The organism is Kitasatospora phosalacinea (assembly GCF_000717185.1).
Lineage (GTDB): Bacteria > Actinomycetota > Actinomycetes > Streptomycetales > Streptomycetaceae > Kitasatospora > Kitasatospora phosalacinea_A.
This window is the reverse complement of the sequence record NZ_JNYE01000073.1, coordinates 17,655-38,056: the sequence shown is the minus strand read 5'-3', so window position 1 is coordinate 38,056 and position 20,402 is coordinate 17,655. Positions and strand designations below refer to the sequence as shown.

Genomic DNA, 20,402 nt, shown 5'->3' with positions numbered 1-20,402 from the left:
CCCTTGCCCCGCGCTCCCCGCCCCCGCTCCCGGCCCTGCGCCCCCTGCTCTCCTGCCCCCCGCCGGGCGTCCTCGCCCCCTGAGCCCTCCGCCCCGGCGGCCGAGCCGATGGCAGGAAAAGTGGGGCCGGTGTCCTTGCTGCCACCCGCCGCACGCCCCAGGCTGGGGGCATGTCCTCCCGCAGCGTGCTGATCGTCCTGTTCGACGGGGTGCAGAGCCTCGACGTCACCGGCCCGCTGGAGGTGTTCCACGAGGCCGGGTACCGCGTCACCACCGCCTCGCCGGGCGGCCTGCCGGTGCGCAGCGGCAGCGGCCTGGCCCTGCTGCCCGACACCGACCTCGACCTGGCGGATCCGGCCGACACCCTGCTGGTCCCGGGCGGGGCGGGCAGCCGCGGCGAGATCGGTCCCGAGCTGACCGACCGGATCGCGGCCCTCGCGGCCGACGCGCGGCGGGTCGTCTCGGTCTGCACCGGCACCTTCCTGCTGGCCGCGGCCGGGCTGCTGGCGGGCCGCCGGGTCACCACCCACTGGCAGCACTGCGCGGCGCTGGCCGCCCGCCACCCGGAGCTGACCGTCGACCCGGAGCCGATCTACGTCCGGGACGGCCGCTTCCTGTCCTCGGCGGGGGTCACCGCGGGCATCGACCTGGCGCTGCACCTGGTCGAGGAGGACCTCGGCCGGGAGGTCGCGCTGGCGGTCGCCCGCACCATGGTGGTGTTCCTGCGCCGCCCGGGCGGGCAGGCCCAGTTCTCCACCCAGCTGTCGGCGCAGTTCGCCGAGCGGGACGCGGTGCGGGAGGTGCAGCGCTGGATCGTCGAGCACCCGGAGGAGGACCTGTCGGTGGAGTCGCTGGCCCGCCGCGCCTCGCTGTCGCCGCGCCAGTTCGCCCGGGTCTTCGCCTCGGACGTCGGCACGACCCCCGGCCGGTACGTGGCCCGGGCCCGGCTGGAGGCGGCCCGCCGCCGGCTGGAGGACAGCCGGGACGGGATCGAGCAGGTCGCCCGCTCCTGCGGCTACGGCTCGACCGAGGCGATGCGCCGGGCCTTCGCCCGGACCCTGGCCACCACCCCGGCCGACTACCGCCGCCGCACCCGCTGAGGCCCGCGGCGGCGGGCCGTCCTCAGACCGCGGTCACCACTGCGACCAGGTCAGGTTCCAGCCGCTCAGGCCGTTGGCGGGGTCCAGCGGCTGCTTCTTGACCGAGTTCCGGACGACCACCACGTCGCCGATCTTCGAGGCGTTGTAGACCTTGCCGCCGGGGGTGTCGTCGCTGCCCTCCGGGGTGTCGGGCAGGCCGATGCAGCCGTGGCTGATGTTCGCCCGCCCGGCCGCGCCGCGGGCGGCCGGGTTGCCGTGCAGGTAGGTGCCGGAGGTGGTCAGCCGCATCGCGTGCGGCTCCATCGCCTCGTAGCCCGGGCCCTTCAGGTTGGTCTGGCCCTCGGAGGTCATCTTCTCCATCCGGCTCTTGGCGGAGATGACCATGGTGCCGTTCCAGGACGGGTTGTCGTCGGTGCCCGCGACGATCGGGACGGTCTGGTCGGGCTTGCCGTCCTCGTGGACCACCATCTGGTGGGCGGCGGCGTCGACCTCGCTGATCCGGGAGCGGGCGACGGTGAAGTGCTCGTCGCGCTCGGTGGCGCCGTACACGCCGGGGGCCAGTTCCACGCTCTTGGTGCGCAGGTGGACCTGGACGGTGGTGCCGGGCTTCCAGTAGGCGGCGGGGCGCAGGTCGAGCCGGGTGTCGTTGTCGAACCAGTGGCCCCTGACCTCGGTGCCGTCGGAGGCCTCGACGACGATCGCCCGCTCGGCGGCCGCCTTGTCCTTGACCTTCAGACCGCCGAAGTTCACCGAGATGATCATGCCGACGCCGAAGTCCTGGCCGGTCACCACGTTGTCCTCGACCTTGACGGTCCGCTTCGGGACGAGGGTGGTGAAGGTGCTGCTGGCGGTGGCGGCGAGGCCGTCGGCGTCGGCGGCCTCCGCGTGCACCCGGTAGGTCGCGCCGACCGCGAGGGCGCCCGCGGCCGGGGCCCAGGTGAGGCCGTCGGCGGCCAGGGCGCCGTCGACCGGCCGCCCGTCCTGGCCGGTGACGGTGACCCCGGTCAGCTTCCCGGTCGCCACCGAGACCTTGACCGCGCCGGGGGCGACGTCCTTCGCCCCGTCCCCGGGCTCGATCGACAGCACGGCCGCGGAGGCCCTCGGCGCCGCCGCCGGGGCGCCCGCCGCGTCCCCGCCCGCCGGGCCCCCGGCCCCGCCGCCCGCACCCCCGCTGCTGCACGCGGTCAGCAGCAGCGCCCCGCCCAGTACCGCGCCCACCATCGACATCCGTCGCACGACAGCTCCCCCTCCATCGGATCTTCCGGAAGAGGTACACGCCCCGGGCGCCGCCCGGGTTTCGGCCCGGAGCCCGGAGAAGTGTCACGGTTCTGTACGGGCCCGGGGCCGCCGCGACGTGGCCCCGCCGCGACCGGGCCCGCGCTCCGCCGCGACCGTGCCCCGCCGCCACCGGCCCCGCGCCCCGCCGCTCGGGTCAGCCCGCGTCCGCGCCGTCCGGGCGCTGGAACTCCGGCTGGTCCAGCAGCCGCAGCCAGCTGCCGTCCGGCTGCTGCCGCACCACCTGGGCGCGGGCCCCGGCGCCGTCCTTCGGCGGGGTCGCGGTCAGCGCGATGCCGTCGGCGGCCAGCGTCGGCAGCGGCGGTTCGGGGGTGAACCGCGGCCGGTGGGCGAGCACCTGCGCCCACAGCTCCCGGATCGCGTCCCGGCCGACCGTCACCTGCCCGGGCGGGTACGCCAGCACCGCGTGCTCCTCGTACAGCGCCGCGACCCCGGCGGCGTCGCCCGCGTTGGAGCGCTCCACGAACAGCCGGGTCAGGTCCTCGGGCCGCATCGCCTTCTCGTACTCGCCCATCGCCGTTCCTCCTCGTCGTCCTGTCGTCGTCCTGTCGTTCCTCCACCCTCCTCCCGCCCCTGGCCAGAAGTCCAACAGCTGGTCCTGCTCCGAACTAGAATCACCAGTCATGGAACTGAGGCAGCTGGAGTACTTCGTCGCGGTCGCCGAGGAGCGCAACTTCACCCGCGCCGCCGAGCGGGTGCACATCAGCCAGTCCGGGGTGAGCGCCCAGATCCGGCAGCTGGAACGGGAGTTGGGTGCCGAACTGTTCGACCGCTCGGCCCGCGCGGTGACGCTCACCGTCGCGGGCAAGGCCGCGCTGGAGCACGCCCGGCAGGCGCTGGCCGCCGCCCGGGCGGTCGGGCAGGCGGTCGGCGAGGTCACCGACCTGGTCCGCGGCAGCCTGCGCCTGGGCATGGTCGCGGGCTGTACCCTCACCCCGCTGTTCGACGGTCTGGCCGCCTTCCACCGGGACCACCCGGGCGTCGAACTCGCCCTGCTGGAGGGCGACTCCGAGCAGCTGACCGAGGACGTCCGCACCGGCGCCCTCGACCTCGCCCTGATCGGCCGCCCCGCCCCCGCCCCCGAGGGACTGGACGCGCACGTGCTGCTCAGCGAACCCCTGGTCGCCGCCGCCCCGCCCGGCCACCCGCTGCTGGACGGCGGCGCCACCACCCTCGCCGACCTGCTCGCCCACCCGCTGGTCTGCATGCCCCGCGGCACCGGCCTGCGCGCCGTCCTGGACCGCGACTGCGCCGCCCGCGGCCTCACCCCGCGCATCGCCCTGGAGGCGGGCGTCGCCGCCGCGATCGCCGACCTGGCCGCCCGCGGCCTCGGCGTGGCCGTGCTCAGCCGCTCGATGGCCGAGGCCTTCCCGGCGCTCGTCCCCGTCCCCGTCACCGACCTGACCACCCCGGCCCTGCTCGCCCTGGTCAACCGCCCGTCCCCGCCCCCGGCCCTGCGCGCCCTGCTCTCCGCCCTGCGCTGCGCCTTCCGCCTCCCGCCCCCGGCATGACGGAGGGCCGCCGGAACCCCGACGGCCCTTCGCCCTGCCCGCCCCTCAGTTCACGAAGGCCAGTTCGTGCGGCGTCCCGTTGAACCGCAGCCCGCCGTCCTCGGTGACCGTCACGATGTCCTCGATCCGGATGCCGAACCTCCCCGGCAGGTAGACCCCCGGCTCGATCGAGAAGCACATCCCGGGCACCAGCGGCTGGGTCTCGCCCTCGACCATGTACGGCGGCTCGTGGGTGGTGAGCCCGATGCCGTGGCCGACCCGGTGGACGAAGTACTCGCCGTACCCGCCGTCGGTGATCACCTTGCGGGCGACCCGGTCGATGTCCTGGCAGGCCACCCCGGGCGCGACGGCGTCGAACGCGGCCTGCTGGGCGCGCCGCACCAGGTCGTGGACGGCGAGCACCTCCGCGGGCGGCTCGGTGCCGACGAACACGGTGCGGGTGGTGTCGGAGCCGTAGCCGTCCTTCAGCCCGCCGAAGTCCAGCACCACGGTGTCGCCGCGCCGGATCACCCGCTCCCCGGCCTCGTGGTGCGGGTTCGCCCCGTTCGGCCCGGAGCCGACCACGGTGAAGTCGACCTGGCTGTGCCCGTGCTTCGTCAGCAGCGCGGCCAGGTCGGCGGCCACCTGGTTCTCGGTCCGCCCGGCGAAGTCGACGCCCAGGACCTCCCCGTACGCCAGGTCCGCCGCCGCCCCGGCCGCGGCCAGCCGCTCCAGCTCGTCGTGGTCCTTCACCGCCCGCAGCATCGGTAGCACCGAGGTCAGCGCCGCGTACGAGCTGCCCGGCAGCGCCTGCTGCAGCCCGAGCAGGTGCATCGCCCAGGCGCTGTCGGAGATCCCGTACCGGCCGCCGCCGTCCAGGTTCGGCGCGAGCGCCGCGTACGGGTCGCTGCCGTCCGTCCAGTCGGCCATCCGGACGGCCTCCGCGCCCGGCGCCTTCTCGGCGTCCGGACGCTCCAACTTCGGTACCAGCAGCACCGGTTCGGCACCGGCCGCGATCACCAGGGCGGTCAGCCGCTCGGTCAGGGCGGTCGGCCGGTAGCCCGTCAGGTAGGTGAGGTCGGGGCCGGGGGTGACGACCAGTCCGGCCAGTCCGGCGTCCGCGGCGGCGGTCGCGGCGCGGGCCATCCGGGCCTGGAAGTCGGCGGTGGTGAACGGTGCGGGCATGGGCTCCCTCTCAGCTCAGCGGTGGGCGGCGGCCGCGTAGTGGCGCAGGAACAGCGCCTCCACGGTGGCCATGTGCTCGATCTCGGACGGGTCGACGCTCTCGTTGGGCGCGTGGATCAGGCAGCGCGGCTCCTCCACGCCCATCAGGATGATCTCCGAGTCCGGGTACTGCGCCGCCAGCACGTTGCACAGCGGGATCGACCCGCCCTGCCCGAGGAAGGACAGCGGCGTCCCGTAGACCTCCCGCGCCGCGGCGTCCAGCGCCGCGTACGCCCGGCCGTCGGTGGCGGCCCTGAACGGCGAGCCCTTCGACTCCGGCTCCACCGTCACCTGCGCGCCCCACGGCGCCGCCGCGACCAGGTGCGCGGTCAGCGCGTCCTGCGCGGTGCCGGGGTCCATGCCGGGCGGCACCCGCAGGCTGACCCGGGCCCGGGCGGTGCCGGGGACCGCCGCGGCCGAACCGACCACCGGCGCGCAGTCGATGCCCAGCACCGTCACCGCCGGGCGGGCCCACAGCCGGTCCGCGACCGTCCCGGAACCGGTCAGGCCGACGCCCTCCAGCACGCCCGCGTCCGCCCGGAACTGCTGCTCGTCGTAGCCGACGCCGCTCCACGTCCCGCCGTTGTCCAGCCCGTCGATCCTGGTCCCGCCCTCGGCGTCGCGCAGCGAGTCGAGGATCCGGACCAGCGCGGCCAGCGCGTCCGGCGCGGGGCCGCCGAACATCCCGGAGTGCACGTCCGACCGCAGCGTCCGCACCGTCACCACGACGTTCGCCAGGCCGCGCAGCGAGGTCGTCGCGGTCGGCACCCCGACCGCCGCGTTGCCGGTGTCGCAGACCAGCAGCACGTCCGCGTGCAGGTCCTCGGGGTGCTGCGGGACGTACGCCTCCAGGCCGCCGGTGCCCTGCTCCTCCGAACCCTCCGCGACCAGCTTGACCCCCACCGGCAGGTCGTCGCCGAGCGCCCGCAGCGCGGTGAGGTGCATGACGATGTTGCCCTTGCAGTCCGCGCTGCCGCGCCCGTACCAGCGCCCGTCCCGCTCGGTCAGCTCGAACGGGGGCGTCGTCCAGGCGGCGTCGTCCAGCGGCGGCTGCACGTCGTAGTGGCAGTACAGCAGCACGGTCGGCGCGCCCGGCGGCGGCGGCCGGTGCCCGAGGACGGCGTGGCTGCCGTCCGGGGTCTCCACCAGCCGGACGTCCTGCAGCCCCGCGCCGGTGAACGCGGCGGCCACCCACTCGGCGGCCTCGCGGCACCGCTCCGGCGGCTGCTGCCGCGGGTCGGCGACCGACGGGATGGCGACCAGTTCGGCCAGGTCCCGCCGGGCCTGCGGCATCAGCGCCGCGACGCGGGCGGCGAGCTCGGTGTCACTGCTCATCGTCTGCCCCTCAGTTCCTGACCGTGTCATCGGTCTTGATGTCCTCGATCTTCTCCTGGTAGTCGTCCAGCTGGTCCGGGCAGTAGACGCTCAGGATCAGTGCCTCCGCCTGCACCGTCCGGGCCGCCACGATGATCGGCCGCTGCCCGGGGCCGGCCGCCCCGTTCGACATCTGCACCCGCTGCAGGCCGGTCTTCAGCGAACTCGCCGGGTCCTCGCAGACCGCGCCGCCGTCCGTCCCCAGCGTCCGGGCGACCTGCTCCCGGTCCGGCGTCGGGTAGCCGTTCTCCTGCAGCTTCGAGATCAGCTCGTCGGCCTTCCGGAACGACTCGTTGTTGGCGTGCTGCTGGGTGAACGTCAGCAGGCCGACCACCGCCATCGCGACCAGCAGCACGATCGCGCCGACGTAGATCCACCTGTGCTGCGAAGCCATCCGGGTGCTCATGCTGCTTCCCCCTCGATGGCCGCGGCCGCCGCGGGGTCGCGCCACTCCGGCTTGCTGGCCTTCAGGAAGCCGAACGGGATGATCACGCCCAGCAGCAGCAGACCGCCGCCGACGATCCCGATGTACGCCCAGACGCTGCCGCCCCCGAACTGCGAGGACGGCACGAACCCGATCACCATCGCCGCCGCCGACGCCAGCAGGCCCACCACGCACAGCACCCCCAGCGCCGGGGCCCGGTAGCCGCGCGGGTGGTTCGGCTGGAGCTTCCGCAGCCGGATCGCCGCCAGGAACATCAGCAGGTAGACGATCAGGTACACCTGCGTGGTGATCACCGAGAAGATCCAGTACACGCTGGAGACGTCCGGGATCAGCGCGTACATCAGCGCGATCACCGTGGTCACCGCGCCCTGCGCGACCAGGATGTTCTGCTGCACCCCGTGGCCGTTCAGCCGCTGCAGCGACGGCGGCAGGTAGCCCTCCTGCCGGGAGATCATCAGCAGGCCCTTCGACGGGCCGGCCAGCCAGGTCAGCATGCCGCCCAGCGAGGCCGCGACCAGGCCCACCGCGACCAGCGGCGTCAGCCAGCCGATGTGGAAGTACTGGAAGAACGCGTCGAACGCCTGCATCACGCCCGCCGTCAGCGACAGCTGGTCGGCCGGCACCACCCAGCTGATCGCCAGCGCCGGCAGGATGAAGATCAGCAGCACCATCCCGACCGCCAGGAACATCGAGCGCGGGAACTCCTTGCCCGGGTTCCTCAGCGAGGAGACGTGCACCGCGTTCATCTCCATGCCCGAGTAGCTCAGGAAGTTGTTGACGATCAGCACCAGGCTCGCCAGCCCCGTCCAGGCCGGCAGCAGGTGGTCCGCCGACATCGGCGCCGCCGAGGGGTTGCCCTGCCCCAGGAACACGAAGCCCAGCACCACCAGCAGCGCCCCCGGGATCAGCGTCCCGATGATCAGCCCCCACGACGCCAGACCCGCCACCGCACCCGTCCCGCGCGAGGACACCCACACGCCCGTCCAGTACAGCACCATGATCACGATCGCCGTGTACAGGCCGTTGCTGGCCAGGCTCGGATCCACCACGTACGCGATCGTGCTCGCCACGTACGCCAGCAGGCTCGGGTAGTAGAAGATCGTCATCGCGAACTGGCACCACACCGCCAGGAACCCCAGCGGCTTCGACAGCCCCTGGGCCACCCAGTTGTACACACCCCCCTCCCACCCCGACGCCAGCTCCGCCGAGACCAGCGCCGTCGGCAGCAGGAACACGATCGCCGGCACCACGTACAGGAACACGCACGCCAGCCCGTACACCGCCATCGTCGGCGAGGACCGCAGGCTCGCCACCGAACTGGTCGTCATCAGCGCCAACGTCACCCAGGTCATCCTGGGCGTCGCCACCGCCTTCACCCGCTTCGCCGCCACCGCCCCCGCAGCCCCGTCCGGCCTCGGCACATCTGCCGCGCTCATCCACCGCCTCCTCGCCGCGGCCCCGCCCACCGGAGCCCGCCCCTCCACCCTCCGGCCCCCACCCCCACCCCGCATCCGATAACCCGTCACCACCTCCTCCCCACTCACCGGAACAGCCCAACGCCCCGGCCTGACACCCCCTCACCCGCCCCGCCGCCGCCCTGTCCACAGCCTGTGGACAGGGCGGCGAATGGTCGAGGCGCCCACCCGATCGATCGGGTGGGCCCCTCCGTCCGTCATGTTCCTACCGCGTCCTCGCCCGTCGACGGGCGGTTTCAGGCCCGTGCGTGATGCTCACGGTGGTAGGCCAAGAAGCGACGCTCGATCTGGTGGGTGGGGACCTCGTGCAACCGGCCGATGACCTGTCCGGTGGACCGGTCGGTGATCGCCAGGTCGTCAGCGATGGTCAACATGCCGAAGTCGAAGAGCGTGTGGTGATTAGGGCAGAGACAGAGGACGTTTGAGGCGATGTCGGGGCCGTTGTGCGGTCGCCCCAGCCCCCGGATGTGCGCGGCTTCCGCGTAGGCCCCGGTTGGTGTCTCCAGCCGGATGCCGCACACCTGGCAACAGAAATCGTGGGCCCGCTTCACGTAGTTCGCGATGGCGGTACTCCGGACGATGCGCAGGATCGACGCCTCGACACGTGTCAACGTCTCCCGACCGACCGGAACGGGGAGGGTCGGAGCCGGAGCAGCGGGCAGGAACGGTTCGCTGGGCAGTCTGACCAGTCGGTAACGCCAGACCAGGTAGCCGGACTGCCCGCGTTCGGACCAGCAGTCGTCGACGAGGTAGAGCCCGTCGTACCTGTACCCGGACTCGGGGGAGTGCAGTGGATCACCGCTCGCCCCGCGGACGACGCGCACCGGCCGCCCAGTGGTCCTGCTGGTGACGAGGGCCGCGTTCCCCAGAGTGAGTTGCTGGTCGGACACCTGCTGACCGGTGCGCTCGTCACGACCGCCCTGACCCGTGTAGATGATCGTGTCGCCAAGGTCCTCGTCGTCCTCGTACCCACCTGACACGACGATGGACTCAGCGCCGCTCTCCCTGGTCCCGCAGATGCCGCCTTGGGGCGGCCGGTGCACCTGTGCATGGTGGAGCGCCGCACGGTTGGCGAAGACGGTGCCCTCCTTGACACCGGGGACTGGCCCGAAGCCGTCGAACACCGGGCCCAGCAGCAAGGCGTCCTCCAGCAAGCCCTGCGGTGCCTCTCCTTCGAAGAACAGGGTCACCAGATCGTCAGCGACCAGGCGCCTGGCCTCCGGGTCATCGGAGAGGAGGTCGTACACCCAGCCCTCCAGACCGCCCCGAGGGTTCTGGGCGTTCAGCCAGGGCAGGAGCTTCGAGCCCCGCGCCGCAGGAACGTCGCCCACGACACCGTCGAGCTGCCACAGGCCCGAGTTCTGAAGGGCCACGAACGGGTACTGCGGTGCCGGGTCGGACCCGGGGCGACCGTACTTCTTCAGGAGCCGCTTCAAGTCTGGTCTGGCGTCCTTCCACGGCAGCAGCCGAGTCCGCCCCGTCGCTGCCCTGCCCATCGCCCAGAGCAGGGTGATCGGCTGGTGTCGAGCGGGCTGTCCGGAGGACCGGTCAACGTGGAGCCTGGCCACAGCCGAGCGGACATCATCTACGTGCTTCGCCATCAGATACCGCATCCCCTCTTGGTCACTCGAAGGTGGGCGCCACCCGGAGCATGAGCCGTCCAGGCGCTTGCGCACAACGAGGAAGGGCCCTACCGGATCTCTCCGGTAGGGCCCTCACCTGCACTTACGAAGTCGGGGTAGCGGGATTTGAACCCACGGCCTCTTCGTCCCGAACGAAGCGCGCTACCAAGCTGCGCTATACCCCGGTCCTGCTTCGTTGCCTTCCGTGTCCGGCGCAACGAGTAGAACTCTACAGGAGGTGGGGCCAGAGACGAAATCCGGTTTAGGGGCTGGTCAGCGTGGGGCGGGGGTGAGGGTGAGGAGGGTGGCTTCGGGGGGGCAGGCGAAGCGGACGGGGGTGTAGCGGTTGGTGCCGCAGCCTGCGGAGACGTGGAGGTAGGAGCGGTGGTGGGGGGTGGTGTGGGTGGAGAGGCCCTTGACGCGGGCGGGGTCGAGGTCGCAGTTGGTGACGAGGGCGCCGTAGAAGGGGATGCAGAGCTGGCCGCCGTGGGTGTGGCCGGCCAGGATCAGGGGGTAGCCGTCGGCGGTGAAGGCGTCGAGGGTGCGGAGGTAGGGGGCGTGGACGACGGCGAGGGAGAGGTCGGCGTCGGGGGAGGGGCCGCCGGCGACGGCGGTGTAGTCGTCGTGGCGGATGTGGGGGTCGTCGAGGCCGGTGAACTCGATGTCGAGGTCGGCCAGGGTGAGGCGGCCGCGGGCGTTGTTGAGGTTGAGCCAGCCGGCCTGGTCGAAGCCGTCGCGGAGCTTCTGCCAGGGGTTGTGGACGGCGCCGGAGATGCCGCGGCGGCCGGTGCCGTCGGGGTTGTTGAGGCCGTGGACGCCGCTGCGGAGGGCCTTGAGGTAGCGGGTGGGGCTCTTGCGGGCGGGGCCGTAGTAGTCGTTGGAGCCGAAGACGTAGACGCCGGGGAAGTCCATCAGCGGGCCGAGGGCGTCCAGGGCGGCGGGGACGCCGAGCGGGTCGGAGAGGTTGTCGCCGGTGTTGACGACGAGGTCGGGGCGGAGCCCGGCGAGGCTCTTCAGCCAGCGCTGCTTCTTGGCCTGGCCGTTGACCATGTGGATGTCGGAGACCTGGAGGATCCGGAGCGGCCGGGCGCCGGCGGGCAGGATCGGGACCTCGACGCGGCGCAGGCGGAACGAGCGGACCTCGTACCCGGCGGCGTAGACGAGACAGGCGGCGCCGGTGGCGGCGACACCGAGCGGGACGGAGTACAGCGGTCGCATCGGTCCATGGTCGCAGACCGTCCGAACGCCCCGGCGGGGGCCCGGGGGTGGAGCGTGCTGACGGGGGGTCGGGGACCGCGGGGTGGCGGGGGAGGAGGTAAATGGGGCGGCGCGGGGGCCGGGCAGGTGCCAGAATCGGCGGCATGACGACGTTGAAGGGGCAGCTGCAGGATGACCTCACGGCTGCGATCAAGGCCCGGGACGAGCTGCGCTCGTCCACCCTCCGGCTGACGCTGGCCGCGGTCACCAGTGCGGAGGTGGCGGGCAAGGAGAAGAAGGAGCTGTCCGACGCCGAGGTGCTGCAGGTGATCGGCAAGGAGGCGAAGAAGCGCCGGGAGGCGGCGGACGCCTTCGAGGGCGCCGGTCGGGTCGATCAGGCGGCGCGGGAGCGGGCCGAGGGCGAGGTGCTGGCCGGGTTCCTGCCGAAGCAGCTGTCGGACGAGGAGCTGGCGGCGATCGTGGCCGCCGCGGTGGCGGAGTCCGGGGCGAGCGGCCCGCAGGGCATGGGTGCGGTGATGAAGCTGGTGCGTCCGCAGGTGGAGGGCAAGGCGGACGGCGGCCGGGTGGCCGCCGCGGTGAAGGCCGCCCTGGCCGGCTGAGCCCGCTGCGGGGGAGACGGACGGAAGACGGACGGAAGACCCCCGGAAGACGCACGGAAGACGGACGACGGGGCCGCCTCCGAGGAGGGATTCTCCTCGGGGGCGGCCCCGTCGGCGTGTGCCGGTGGATCGGTGCTGCCGGTGGAACCGGTGCCGGTGGGTCAGCGGTGGCCGGGTTTGCCGTTGTTGCCGCCGATGACGCCGGGCGGGAGGGACACGCCGCCGGTGGTGACGCCGCCGGGCCAGCCGGTGTTGCCGCCCTGGGCGTTGTCGCCGGAGGGGACGGAGGGGCTGTCGCTGGGGTCGGGCGTCTGGGTGGGCTGCGGGATGTCGACCCGCTGGAAGGTGCGCGGCTCGCTGCCCTTGAGGGCGTCGTTCATGGCCTTCTGCCAGATCGGGCCGGGGCCGTCGGCGCCGTAGACCGCGGGGCGGTAGAGGCCGCCGATGTAGATCTTCTTCATCGAGACGTTGCCGCCGACGCCGCCGAGCCAGACCGAGGTGGCCAGGTCGGGGGTGTAGCCGGTGAACCAGGCCGCGAACCGCTCGTCGGTGGTGCCGGTCTTGCCGGCGATCTGGCGGCCGTCGTTGAGGCCGAGGGCGGAGCCGGTGCCCTTCTCGGTGACGCCGAGCAGCAGGGTGTTGATGCCGTCCGCGGTGGTCTGGGACATCGCCTGGGTGCAGTTGGCGCTCGGGACGCCGATGTTCTTGCCGTTGGAGCCGGTGACCGAGGTGATCGCGATCGGCGAGCAGTAGAGGCCGCGGGCGGCGAACGCCGCGTAGGCGCTGGCCATCTGGAGCGGGCTGACCTCCTGGGTGCCGAGCACCATGGAGGCGATCTGCTTGATCTTGGTGCCGTTGGCGAGGGTGCCGAGGCCGAGCTTGTCGGCCATCTGCTTGACGGGGCAGAGGCCCATCTGCTCCTCGAGCTGGATGAAGTAGGTGTTGACCGACTTCTGCATGGCGACCTGCAGGTTGTACGGGCCGTGCTCGCTGGTGGACTCGTTGGTCAGCATCGGCGTGTCGTTGGTGGGGCCGTCGCAGGTGGACATCTTGGGGTACGCCATGGTGTACGGCGAGGAGTACTCCTGGGTGATCGGGATGCCCGAGTCGAGGGCGGCCGCGGCGACGATCGGCTTGAAGGTCGAGCCGGGGGAGAAGCCGTTGCCGCCGCCCATGGACGCGCCGACGTTGAGGTTCAGCACGATCTGGTTCTTCGAGGTGTCCAGGCCGTACGGGCGGGTCTGCGCCATGGCGAGGATCTTGCCGGTGCCGGGCTCGACCATGCTGCCCGCGGCGGACACCGGGTCGGTCACGTAGACCTTCTTGGTGACCGCGTTGTACATGGCGGCCTGCTTGTCCGGGTCGATGGTGGTGTTGATCTTCAACCCGCCCTGGGCCCAGAGCTTCTGGCGGTCCGCGGCGGTCGCGCCGAACGCCGGGTCCTGCTTGACCACGTGGCGCACGTAGTCGCAGAAGAAGCCCATGCCGTTCTGCGCGGTGATGCAGCCGTTCTGCGGCTCGGAGTACTTGATGCCGAGCTCGGAGTCGCGGGCGGCCTTGGCCTCCTCGGGCGTGATGTGCTTGTACTCCAGCAGCTTGTCGATCACCGTGTTGCGGCGGGTCTTCGCGGCCTGCGGGTGGGCGATCGGGTCGTACGCCGTGGGGTTCTGCACCAGGCCGGCCAGCATCGCGGCCTCGGGGACGGTCAGGTCCTTGGCGCTCTTGCTGAAGTACCGGTTGGCGGCGGCCTCGACGCCGTACGCCTGGTGGCCGTAGAAGGTGATGTTCAGGTAGTTGGTGAGGATCTGGTCCTTGGACAGGTCCTCCTCCAGCTTGATGGCGTACTTGAGCTCCTGGATCTTGCGGCCCAGGCTCTTCCTGGTGGCTTCCAGGAACGCCTGCTGGTCGTCGCCGGCCTGCTCGACGAAGACGTTCTTCACGTACTGCTGGGTGAGCGTGGAGGCGCCCTGCGCGGCGGTGCCGGACTCGGCGTTCTTGGTGATGGCGCGGAGCACGCCCTTGAGGTCGACGGCGCCGTGCTCGTAGAAGCGGGCGTCCTCGATGTCGACCTGGGCCTGGCGCATCACGGGGGCCATCTGGTCCGCGGTGAGGATGGTGCGGTCGCGGTCGTAGACCTTGGCGATCAGGCCGCCCTTGGCGTCGTAGATCATCGACGCCTGGGAGAGGGTGGGCTGCTTGAAGTCGTCCGGGATGTTGTCGAACGACTCAGCGGTGTCCTTCGCGGTCAGGCCGAAGGCTCCGACCGCGGGCAGCGCCATTCCGGCGACCAGGACGCCGGCCAGGATCGAGCCGCCCAGGAACTTGACGCCGTGCCCTGCCTTGTCCATGAGGGTGCCGGTGGATCGCGAAGGTGCCATGGGGAGAACCCTACGTCGCGGAATCCCGTACAGGGGGGCAGGTGTTCGCCTACGCTTGTCACAGAACTGCGACAGCTTCGCTCTGTTCATCGTCATCACTCTTGTGAGTGATGAGCTTTGTCTGATTCGCGGCATTGTGCCCGTAATCCGGATGGGTGCAGGGTGGGCCGCTGTCGCGCACCGTGACGAAAGTGGTCCTTCCCGTCCCGACAAGGCCCCCGACCTGCGGTCACTCCAACGAGTGAGCTGCTGGACACCCATAGTCCGATCGGGTCATGCGAGATTGGGCATACAGGGGCTGTTGCGTCGTGCCGTTCTTCCGTAACGTCCTCAACTGGCAACGGTGAATATGCCGTTGCCGCCGTGGGGGAGCCCCGAATCGGGAGAGGACGGCGCCGGGATGGGCTGGGTGGACGACTGGAGCGCGCAGGCGGCGTGCCGCACGAGCGATCCGGATGAACTGTTCGTGCAGGGGGCGGCGCAGAACCGCGCCAAGGCGGTGTGCAGCGGGTGCCCCGTGCGCACCGAGTGCCTCGCGGACGCGCTCGACAACCGGGTCGAGTTCGGCGTCTGGGGCGGGATGACGGAGCGCGAGCGACGGGCGCTGCTGCGCCGCCGGCCGACCGTGGACTCCTGGCGCCGACTGCTGGAGACCGCGCGCACCGAGTACGAGGAGTCGCTGGCGACCGGGGTGGTCCTGCGGGACTACGCCCAGGCGGGCTGAGGCCTCGTCAGGCTGACGCTCCGTCAGGAAGTGCTGGCGGGTGGGCCGTCGGGCCGTTCGGTGGGGGAGCCGAGCAGTTCGCCGATGGCCCGCAGGCCGTCCAGGTCGTGGACGTCGCCGGGCAGGGCGGGCACCTCGACGATCGGTACGTCCGGGTAGACCGAGGCGAAGCGGTTGCGGGTGCGCCGTTCCCTCGTCATGATCTGCACCCGTTCGGCGTGCAGCCGCAGCAGCCCGGCGGCCAGGGTCTCGGCCTGGGCGGTGGAGTGCGGGGTGCCGTTCTCCTCCAGGGCCTCGGCGGCGGCGAGCGCGCGTTCGGCGGTGAGTTGCGGGGCGCCGGTGGAGTGGACCCGGTTGAGCACCAGTCCGGCCAGCGGCATGTCGTCCTCGGCGAGCCGGTCGACGAAGTACGCGGCCTCGCGCAGCGCGTCCCGCTCCGGGGCGGCGACCACCAGGAACGCGGTGCCCTCGGCCTTGAGCAACTGGTAGGTGCGGTCGGCGCGTTCCCGGAAGCCGCCGAACATCGAGTCGGTCGCGGAGACGAACGTCTGGATGTCGGTGAGGAGTTGGGCGCCGAAGATCTTGCCGAGGGTGCCGCTGATCAGCCCCATGCCGACGTTGAGGAACTTCATCGCGGAGCGGCCGCCGACCTTGGCGGGGGCGGTCAGCAGCCGGATCACCCGGCCGTCCAGGAAGGACCCGAGGCGGCTGGGGGCGTCCAGGAAGTCCAGTGCGGAGCGCGACGGCGGGGTGTCGACGACGATCAGGTCCCAGTGGTCCTCGGCGCGGAGCTGGCCGAGCTTCTCCATCGCCATGTACTCCTGGGTGCCCGCGAAACCGGCCGACAGCGACTGGTAGAACGGGTTGTCCATGATCGCCTTGGCGCGGTCGGGCTCCGCGTGGGCCAGCACGACCTCGTCGAAGGTCCGCTTCATGTCCAGCATCATGGCCTGGAGCTCGCCGTCGCCGCGGGTGCCCGCGACCACCCGCGGGGTGTTGTCGAGCTCGCTCAGGCCCATCGACTGGGCCAGTCGGCGGGCCGGGTCGATGGTCAGCACCACGACGCGGCGGCCGCGTTCGGCGGCGCGCAGGCCGATCGCCGCGGCGGTGGTGGTCTTGCCGACGCCGCCGGAGCCGCAGCAGACCACGATCCGGGTCCGCGGGTCGTCGATCAGGGCGTCGATGTCCAGCCCGGTCATGCCGCTCCCCGCCGTCGCGTCCCCGCCGGCGCCCTTGCCCGTCCCCGCGCCCGTGCCTCTGCTCGTACCGGTGCCCTTGCTCGCGCCCGTGCTCACGCCGCTCCCTGCCGCTTCAGCTCGCCCGCCAGCCGGTACAGCCCGGCCAGGTCCATGCCCTCGCCGATCAACGGCAACTCGTAGGTGGGGAGCTTGAGTTGCTGGAGCTCGGCGCGCTGGGCGCGCTCCAGCTCGACCCGTTCGGCGTGCTCCCTGGCCTGTTCCAGCAGTGGGTCGAGCAGCGGCTCGACGTGCGCCCGGACGGTCTCCGGCTTGCGCGAGCGCCCGCCCAGGCCGGCCTCGCCGAGGGCCAGCGCCACCTCCTCGCGGTGGTCGCCGTCCACGGCCGCCACCGCCGCCGCGTCCAGTATCGGCGGGCGCACCAGGTTGACCAGCACGCCGCCGACCGGCAGGCCGGAGTCGCGCAGCTCGGCGACGCCGTCCACGGTCTCCTGCACCGGCATCTCCTCCAGCAGGGTGGTGAAGTGCACCGCCGTCTCCGGGGAGCGCAGCACCCGCATCACCGCCTGCGCCTGGGAGTGGATCGGCCCTATCCGGGCCAGGCCGGCGACCTCGGAGTTCACGTTCAGGAAGCGGGTCAGCCGGCCGGTCGGCGGGGCGTCCATCACCACCGCGTCGTAGCGGCGGCGCCCGTCCGGGCCCTTGCGGCGGGCCGCCTCGCAGGCCTTGCCGGTGAGCAGCACGTCGCGCACGCCCGGGGCGACGGTGGTCGCGAAGTCCACGAAGCCGACCTTCTGCAGGGCCTTCCCGGCCCGGCCCAGCTTGTAGAACATCTCCAGGTACTCCAGCAGCGCCTGCTCGGTGTCGATCGCCAGCGCGTGCACCTCGCCGTGGCCCCGGCCGGGCAGCCCGAGCTGAGCGGGCGTCACGGTGGCCACCCGGCGCTCCTCGTACGGCAGCGCGGCGATCTGGAACAGCTCGGCGATGCCCTGCCGGCCCTCCACCTCGATCAGCAGGGTGCGGCCGCCCTCGGCGGCCAGCGCCAGGGCCAGCGCGGCGGCCAGCGTGGTCTTGCCGGTGCCGCCCTTCCCGCTGACCACGTGCAGCCGGACGCCCTCCCAGTCGGGCTCCCGCGGTGCCTGCTCGCCCGGCCCCGCAGTGCCGCTGGTGCCCGCCACGCCCGCTCTCCGTCCGTCGCTCCCGTTCGGGGCCCGAGGCACCCCTCCACGCGAGGGTAACCAGCGCGCGCGCCGGATGCCGGGAGCATCCCGGCGGCCCCGGCGAATCATGCCCGCTTTGTGTCCCACCTCACACCGGCCCGGGCGGCTAGAGTCACCCCCATGACCAAGTGGGAATACGTCACCGTGCCGCTGCTCGTGCACGCCACCAAGCAGATCCTCGACACCTGGGGCCAGGACGGCTGGGAGCTCGTCCAGGTCGTCCCCGGGCCGAACCCGGAGCAGCTGGTCGCGTACCTCAAGCGCGAGAAGGAGTAGTCATGGGCCAGGTCGAGCAGAGGCTCGCCGACCTCGGGCTGACGCTGCCCGAGGTCGCCGCCCCGGTCGCCGCGTACGTCCCGGCGGTGCGCGACGGCGTGCACGTGCTGACCTCCGGACAGCTGCCGTTCGTCGGCGGGAAGCTCCCGCTGACCGGCAAGGTCGGCGCCGAGGTCACCGCCGAGGACGCCAAGGAGCTCGCGCAGGTCTGCGCGCTGAACGCGCTGGCCGCGGTCAAGTCGGTGGTCGGCGACCTGAACCGGGTCGAGCAGGTCGTGAAGGTGGTCGGCTTCGTCGCCTCCGCGCCCGACTTCACCGGCCAGCCCGGCGTGGTCAACGGCACCAGCGAGCTGCTGGGCAAGGTCTTCGGCGAGCGGGGCGTGCACGCTCGCAGCGCCGTCGGCGTGGCGGTGCTGCCGCTGGACGCGCCGGTCGAGGTCGAGCTGATGGTGCGGGTCCGGGACTGACCCCGCCCCTTCCGTCTTCCGTACGGGCCCGTCGCCGTTCGCGGTGGCGGGCCCCCGGCGTTCCCGGCGGTCCCTGCGCTCCCGGCGTTCCCTGCGTTCCCGGAGGCCGACCGCCCGGGCGGTGCGGTTAACATCCGTGAACATGCTGGAGATGCCGCCGTCCTGGCCCGCCCGAATCCGTGCCCTGGCCGCCGGGGAGCTCGCCCCCGTGCCGCCGAAGCCCTCCGCCACCGTGGTGCTGCTGCGCGAGGGCGCGGCCGGGCCCGAGGCGTACCTGCTGCGGCGGCGGGCCACGATGGCCTTCGCCGGGGGCATGTACGCCTACCCGGGCGGCGGGGTGGATCCGCGGGACCGGGAGGTGCGTCCGCCGTGGGCCGGGCCGTCGGCCGCTCGGTGGGCCGGGCTGCTGGGGGTGGACGAGCCGACCGCGTGCGCGGTGCTGTGCGCGGCCGTCCGGGAGACCTTCGAGGAGGCCGGGGTGCTGCTGGCCGGGCCGGACGCGGGCACGCTGGTGGAGCCCCGGGACTGGGCCGCCGAGCGGGGCGCGCTGGAGCGCCACGAGGTGTCGCTGGCCGAGTTCCTGACGGAGCAGCGGCTGGTGCTGCGCAGCGACCTGCTGGCGCCCTGGGCGCGCTGGGTGACGCCCGAGTTCGAGGAGCGGCGCTTCGACACCTGGTTCTTCGTCGCCGCGCTGCCGCCCGGGCAGGTCGCCGCGGACACCGTCGGGGAGGCCGACCGGGTCGCCTGGCTGACCCCCGCGGCGGCGGTGGCCGGGTTCGAGGCGGGCGAGTTCGGGATGCTGCCGCCGACCGTCACGGTGCTGCGCGAGCTGCTGCCGCTGGGCAGTGCGGCCGGGGCGGCGGCCGCGGCGCGGGGGCGGGCGGTGGCCCCGGTGCTGGGGCGGGCCGAGGTCGTCGGGGACCGCATGACGGTGCGGTGGAGCGGGTATGACGAGCTGACTATCGACGGCGTGTTCCCGGCGTGAGAACCTTCCCCCGGAACGATCACCGGCCCCGCCGGGCGACCCGTTCCGGGACCGGCCCGCACCGGGCCGTACCGTTGACCAGCAACCGCACCGACCGTCCTGACCTCGGAAGGAGACTCCGATGACCCACAACGACGTGGCTCGCCGGACCTCGGCCATGCCCGCCCGCACCGTCACCCTCCGCGCCGCCTGCGACGAGAGCGCGCCCAGGGAGACCACCCGCCTGCTGACCCGCGACCTGCCCGGCCGCGCCCTGGTCCGCCCGCTCCCGATGCGCCGCCTCAGCCGCGCCGAACGGGACGCCGCGTGAGCGCAGCACGCCGCTTGGGTGCGGCGCACCGCGTGGGCGCAGCACACCGGGTGGGCGCGGCGCACGGGACCGGTGCGGCGCACCGGGTGGGCGCGCGCTCCGGGGGCACCGCGTGAGCGGTCCGCTGCCGGGCGACCCCGCCGACACCGTCGGCGGGGTCGCCACCCCGCGCGCCCAGTGCGTGCTCGCCCCCAACCCGTCCCCGATGACGCTGGACGGCACCAACACCTGGCTGCTCTCCGAGCCCGGCTCCGACCTCGCCGCCGTCGTCGACCCCGGCCCGCTCGACGAGGCCCACCTGCGCCGGATCGTCGACCTCGCCGAGCAGCAGGGCAAGCGGATCGCCCTCACCCTGCTCACCCACGGCCACGCCGACCACGCCGAGGGCGCCGCCCGGTTCGCCGAACTCACCGGCACCCCCGTCCGCGCCCTCGACCCGGCGCTGCGGCTCGGCGAGGAGGGCCTGCACGGCGGGCAGCGCCTCGACGTCGGCGGCCTCGACCTGCGGGTCGTCGGCACCCCCGGGCACACCTCCGACTCGCTGACCTTCCACCTGCCCGCGGACGGCGCGATCCTCACCGGCGACACCGTCCTGGGCCGCGGCACCACGATGGTCGCCCACCCCGACGGGCGCCTGGGCGACTACCTCGACTCGCTGCGCCGCCTGCACGCGATGGCCGCCGAGCACGGCGTGCGCACCGTCCTGCCCGGCCACGGCCCCGTCCTCGCGGACGCGCTCGGCGCCGTCGACTACTACCTCGCCCACCGCGCGGCCCGGCTCGCCCAGGTCGAGACCGCGGTCGAGGCGGGCTGCCGCACCGCGCCCGAGGTGGTCGCCCGGGTGTACGCGGACGTCGACCCGGCGCTGTGGCCCGCGGCGGAGCTCTCGGTGCGGGCCCAGCTCACGTACCTGGAGGACCGGGGCCTGATCTGAGGCGGGCCGCGGCCCCGGAACGCGGAACCGCGCCCGGGGGCACCTGGCGGTGCGGTCGGGCGCGGTTCC

Annotated in this window: 20 protein-coding genes and 1 tRNA gene; 9 read left to right on the top strand and 12 right to left on the bottom strand. The window is 73.0% G+C overall.

Going from position 1 to position 20,402, the window contains the following annotated elements; all coding sequences use genetic code 11:
- Window positions 1-170: 170 nt before the first annotated feature.
- Window positions 171-1,100 (top strand): GlxA family transcriptional regulator, encoded by a 930-nt coding sequence (locus tag OO57_RS26885; protein ID WP_033255252.1) that lies wholly within the window; start codon window positions 171-173, stop codon window positions 1,098-1,100.
- Window positions 1,101-1,133: 33 nt separating this feature from the next.
- Here OO57_RS26885 and OO57_RS26880 read toward each other — a convergent pair whose 3' ends face one another.
- Both OO57_RS26880 and OO57_RS26875 read right to left on the bottom strand, forming a co-directional pair.
- Window positions 1,134-2,327 carry a L,D-transpeptidase gene (locus OO57_RS26880; protein ID WP_051778293.1) on the bottom strand — a complete coding sequence of 398 codons (1,194 nt, stop codon included), beginning with the start codon at window positions 2,325-2,327 and terminating at the stop codon, window positions 1,134-1,136.
- 205 nt (window positions 2,328-2,532) lie between these two features.
- A complete protein-coding gene (locus OO57_RS26875; RefSeq protein WP_033255251.1) occupies window positions 2,533-2,910 on the bottom strand; it encodes a YybH family protein in 378 nt (125 codons plus the stop codon).
- A 109-nt stretch (window positions 2,911-3,019) separates the two neighbouring features.
- On the opposite strand from OO57_RS26875, the gene OO57_RS26870 reads away from it, so the two are divergent.
- On the top strand, window positions 3,020-3,907 hold the full coding sequence (locus OO57_RS26870) for a LysR family transcriptional regulator (RefSeq protein ID WP_033255250.1): 888 nt from the start codon (window positions 3,020-3,022) through the stop codon (window positions 3,905-3,907).
- A gap of 45 nt (window positions 3,908-3,952) precedes the next feature.
- On the opposite strand, the gene OO57_RS26865 is transcribed toward OO57_RS26870, so the two are convergent.
- The 7 genes from OO57_RS26865 to OO57_RS26835 form a co-directional block, all read right to left on the bottom strand.
- Window positions 3,953-5,071 carry an aminopeptidase P family protein gene (locus OO57_RS26865; protein ID WP_033255249.1) on the bottom strand — a complete coding sequence of 373 codons (1,119 nt, stop codon included), beginning with the start codon at window positions 5,069-5,071 and terminating at the stop codon, window positions 3,953-3,955.
- Between the two features lie 15 nt (window positions 5,072-5,086).
- Window positions 5,087-6,445 carry a dipeptidase gene (locus OO57_RS26860; protein ID WP_033255248.1) on the bottom strand — a complete coding sequence of 453 codons (1,359 nt, stop codon included), beginning with the start codon at window positions 6,443-6,445 and terminating at the stop codon, window positions 5,087-5,089.
- Between the two features lie 10 nt (window positions 6,446-6,455).
- Window positions 6,456-6,878 carry a hypothetical protein gene (locus OO57_RS26855; protein ID WP_234337520.1) on the bottom strand — a complete coding sequence of 141 codons (423 nt, stop codon included), beginning with the start codon at window positions 6,876-6,878 and terminating at the stop codon, window positions 6,456-6,458.
- Between the two features lie 8 nt (window positions 6,879-6,886).
- Window positions 6,887-8,365 carry an APC family permease gene (locus tag OO57_RS26850; protein WP_033255246.1) on the bottom strand — a complete coding sequence of 493 codons (1,479 nt, stop codon included), beginning with the start codon at window positions 8,363-8,365 and terminating at the stop codon, window positions 6,887-6,889.
- Between the two features lie 275 nt (window positions 8,366-8,640).
- Window positions 8,641-9,840 carry a YDG/SRA domain-containing protein gene (locus OO57_RS26845; protein WP_234337519.1) on the bottom strand — a complete coding sequence of 400 codons (1,200 nt, stop codon included), beginning with the start codon at window positions 9,838-9,840 and terminating at the stop codon, window positions 8,641-8,643.
- A gap of 297 nt (window positions 9,841-10,137) precedes the next feature.
- A tRNA-Pro gene (locus tag OO57_RS26840) sits at window positions 10,138-10,211 on the bottom strand.
- A gap of 88 nt (window positions 10,212-10,299) precedes the next feature.
- Window positions 10,300-11,244, bottom strand: a complete 945-nt coding sequence (locus tag OO57_RS26835; RefSeq protein WP_033255245.1) for a metallophosphoesterase — start codon at window positions 11,242-11,244, stop codon at window positions 10,300-10,302.
- A 143-nt stretch (window positions 11,245-11,387) separates the two neighbouring features.
- On the opposite strand from OO57_RS26835, the gene OO57_RS26830 reads away from it, so the two are divergent.
- Entirely contained in the window at window positions 11,388-11,843 is a 456-nt protein-coding gene (locus tag OO57_RS26830; RefSeq protein WP_033255244.1) for a GatB/YqeY domain-containing protein, read from the top strand.
- Between the two features lie 161 nt (window positions 11,844-12,004).
- Here OO57_RS26830 and OO57_RS26825 read toward each other — a convergent pair whose 3' ends face one another.
- Entirely contained in the window at window positions 12,005-14,221 is a 2,217-nt protein-coding gene (locus OO57_RS26825) for a transglycosylase domain-containing protein (protein WP_033255243.1), read from the bottom strand.
- Window positions 14,222-14,621: 400 nt separating this feature from the next.
- Between OO57_RS26825 and OO57_RS26820 the strand changes: the two genes are divergently transcribed.
- Complete coding sequence (locus OO57_RS26820; RefSeq protein WP_030461873.1) at window positions 14,622-14,945, top strand: WhiB family transcriptional regulator; 324 nt, start codon at window positions 14,622-14,624, stop codon at window positions 14,943-14,945.
- Between the two features lie 23 nt (window positions 14,946-14,968).
- Here OO57_RS26820 and OO57_RS26815 read toward each other — a convergent pair whose 3' ends face one another.
- Together OO57_RS26815 and OO57_RS26810 are read right to left on the bottom strand one after the other, a co-directional pair.
- Window positions 14,969-16,144 carry an ArsA family ATPase gene (locus OO57_RS26815; protein WP_051778292.1) on the bottom strand — a complete coding sequence of 392 codons (1,176 nt, stop codon included), beginning with the start codon at window positions 16,142-16,144 and terminating at the stop codon, window positions 14,969-14,971.
- 92 nt (window positions 16,145-16,236) lie between these two features.
- Window positions 16,237-17,247: an ArsA-related P-loop ATPase gene (locus OO57_RS26810; RefSeq protein ID WP_033255255.1), complete on the bottom strand. Its 1,011-nt coding sequence runs from the start codon at window positions 17,245-17,247 to the stop codon at window positions 16,237-16,239.
- A gap of 234 nt (window positions 17,248-17,481) precedes the next feature.
- On the opposite strand from OO57_RS26810, the gene OO57_RS44890 reads away from it, so the two are divergent.
- The 5 genes from OO57_RS44890 (at window position 17,482) to OO57_RS26790 (ending at window position 20,333) form a co-directional block, all read left to right on the top strand.
- The gene (locus tag OO57_RS44890; RefSeq protein ID WP_014136749.1) at window positions 17,482-17,637 is read left to right on the top strand and encodes a DUF4177 domain-containing protein; all 156 of its coding nucleotides are present in this window, start codon (window positions 17,482-17,484) and stop codon (window positions 17,635-17,637) included.
- Window positions 17,638-17,639: 2 nt separating this feature from the next.
- Complete coding sequence (locus tag OO57_RS26805; protein ID WP_033255242.1) at window positions 17,640-18,104, top strand: RidA family protein; 465 nt, start codon at window positions 17,640-17,642, stop codon at window positions 18,102-18,104.
- Between the two features lie 142 nt (window positions 18,105-18,246).
- Complete coding sequence (locus OO57_RS26800; RefSeq protein ID WP_033255254.1) at window positions 18,247-19,089, top strand: NUDIX hydrolase; 843 nt, start codon at window positions 18,247-18,249, stop codon at window positions 19,087-19,089.
- Between the two features lie 121 nt (window positions 19,090-19,210).
- Window positions 19,211-19,399, top strand: a complete 189-nt coding sequence (locus OO57_RS26795) for a hypothetical protein (RefSeq protein WP_033255241.1) — start codon at window positions 19,211-19,213, stop codon at window positions 19,397-19,399.
- Between the two features lie 112 nt (window positions 19,400-19,511).
- On the top strand, window positions 19,512-20,333 hold the full coding sequence (locus OO57_RS26790; RefSeq protein WP_033255240.1) for an MBL fold metallo-hydrolase: 822 nt from the start codon (window positions 19,512-19,514) through the stop codon (window positions 20,331-20,333).
- Window positions 20,334-20,402 lie beyond the last annotated feature (69 nt).